Origin of the sequence: Ruegeria haliotis, assembly GCF_013377785.1 — a bacterium.
Classification (GTDB): Bacteria; Pseudomonadota; Alphaproteobacteria; order Rhodobacterales; family Rhodobacteraceae; genus Ruegeria; species Ruegeria haliotis.
In genome coordinates this window covers 1-2,272 of sequence record NZ_JABXWT010000049.1, presented here as the reverse complement: position 1 = coordinate 2,272, position 2,272 = coordinate 1, and the positions used below count along the sequence as shown (strand labels likewise).

Here is a 2,272-nt window from a genome sequence, read left to right as displayed (position 1 = left end):
ACAGAGCGCAACCAATCATCCTGAACTGCAACAGCCGTCAGTACCCTCTGTTCGCCTCCCTGCCCCGGCAATTCCCTGTGCTTAAGTGGTATGGAGTTGGCGCTGAGGATTTGCCATCTGGCACGACTGTTCTGACAGGATCAGACGGGTGCGCGGTACAGGCCATACGCATAGGGAACCGTTCGTGGGGCGTTCAGTTTCATCCCGAAATTGTTCAGGGCACAATCAGTGCCTGGATGGGGGATCAAGGCAACCATCAATGCGCTGTTGACTGGCTGGGATCGGCTGACACGGCGCTGGCCATGGAATGCGTCAGCGACGAAATCTCTGCTGATCAGTTCAGGATAACCTCAGGCTTCTATACTGACCTGCGCCAGCTCTGATTAGAACTGTTGAACACATACTGTGACGGCCGCAAAGCGTCTTTTACGTCTGGCCCGCATCTGCTTCTAACCGCCAATCTGGAACGTCATTGACCAGCATGAGCGCAGCCCTGCGCAAGGTCGTGCGCATCTTGGCGATAACCGGGCCGGTCATCTCGCAATCTGCCAATGCCGCATCGAAGGTGTCCAGCCAAAGTTCTGCATCGGCTTCTCGGATAGGGATATGCGCATGGATTTCGCGCAGGTCCATATGGCCGAAACGTTCACGATAATAAGCCCGTCCACCCAGAAACCCGCAGAGAAATTCAAACTGAGCCTGTCTGGTGTGGTTTAGCCCATGTCCCCGAAAATGCAGCCTGTGTAACGAATGCGCAGCCGGATCCGTTTCCATTCGATCATAGAAACGCTCGACCAGAGCGCGCAGTTGGGTCTCACCACCGAGTTGCTCTATCGCAGATTTCATGTGCTGCCTTTCTGTATCTCTGGCACCTATAATATTGCATAACAGGAAAATAAGTTTATCAACAGTGACATATTGACGTGGATATGTTCAGAGACGGATTTAGGTGAAACCAGTGATGGTGACAGTGGAATGAATGCTCTGGCGCTTGGTCTGTTGGCCGCACTTTGCTGGGGTATACACGATCTGGCAGTGCGCTATGTTAGCCAGTCAGTCAGCGTGATTGCCTCGCTCATGGCTGTGCTGGTTTCAGGTGCGGTGCTTCAGCTTGGTTTGGTCGCGATGATGGGTGAGTTCGACCCAATTCCTGGCACGGCTTTGATTAGCGCTATTGCTGCGGGTGGGTGTTATCTGTTGGCAGGAATTAGTATGTTTGCTGCTTTTCAGCGCGGTCCGGTCCGTCTGGTTGCTCCGCTTGTTTCAAGTTATCCGATCCTTTCCGTCTCACTGGCCATCTGGCGCGGTGCAAGTGTCAGCCCCCTGCACTGGCTTGCTGTCATAGCAATTGGTGCCGGTGTTTCTATTGTGGCTGCTAAATCTGAACGCGACACAACTGCTTACCCAGCGGCTGGTCCAACGGCGGTGCTGTCACTGATTGCGGCAGTTGGATTCGCAGCCGCCTTTGCTCTAGGACAATATGCAACTGAGCTTAGTAATGAGTACTCTGTTTCTCTGGTTGGTCGACTAGCGGCAATCTCTGCCCTTGGAGTGATCGCGCTCGCTTTTCGCAGGTCGATCTGGCCAGGGCCGCGTGCCCTGCCTCTTTTATGTGTGATGGGTGTCCTGGATGCGGTCGCCATCCTTAGCGTGATCGCCGCGGGCGGCTTACCGAATGCACAATTTGCCTCGGTCGCGGCATCAGTTTTTGGATTGCTGACAGTTGTGCTGGCCTGGGCCGTATTGCACGAAGAGATGGTGCCACGGCAATGGCTGGGATGTTTCGTTGCGTTTGCGGGTATCGGCTATCTGGCGCTCTGAAGCGACCTGCCTGACAGTTCTGCACTATGGAATCGATGCGCCGCAATCGCGCTGTCGATTAGGCTATTCGACCTCACCCGGTCGTACCGGCCCCGCACAATACCACGCGCACGGCCGCATCAAATCCTTGTGCCGTAACAAGTCCGCCCTCAGAGCCGTCAAAGAGATGTGTTCTGGCACATCCGGCAGCACCAATATCGCAAAGATACTATCGGAGCTATTCAACTGCTGCAGCGATGGCCGTGAAAGCCCGTGCACGCGCTGCGTTTGATGCTGATTCACCGATCAAAACAATCGCCAGGCGCGTGTTGCGCCCGGCATAGTGCCAACAACGATTGGCCGCAGTCTCACCATCCGGTAAGACCGCGACGCCATCTTCAGGCGGTCAGGCCTTCGGGTTCTGGCAGGTCATTTGCGCGGCTGCATGCGGTGAGGGTATTGGCCAGCAGGC

General features: G+C 55.3%; 3 protein-coding genes. 2 read left to right on the top strand and 1 reads right to left on the bottom strand.

The features are described from left to right. The coding region (locus HW561_RS23210; protein WP_408015416.1) for a glutamine amidotransferase-related protein at positions 1-383 on the top strand (383 nt) is incomplete at its 5' end. Between the two features lie 43 nt (positions 384-426). On the opposite strand, the gene HW561_RS23205 is transcribed toward HW561_RS23210, so the two are convergent. After that, positions 427-846 carry a group II truncated hemoglobin gene (locus HW561_RS23205; protein ID WP_176867753.1) on the bottom strand — a complete coding sequence of 140 codons (420 nt, stop codon included), beginning with the start codon at positions 844-846 and terminating at the stop codon, positions 427-429. A gap of 129 nt (positions 847-975) precedes the next feature. On the opposite strand from HW561_RS23205, the gene HW561_RS23200 reads away from it, so the two are divergent. Continuing rightward, complete coding sequence (locus HW561_RS23200) at positions 976-1,821, top strand: DMT family transporter (RefSeq protein ID WP_176867752.1); 846 nt, start codon at positions 976-978, stop codon at positions 1,819-1,821. The last annotated feature ends 451 nt before the right edge of the window (positions 1,822-2,272 follow it).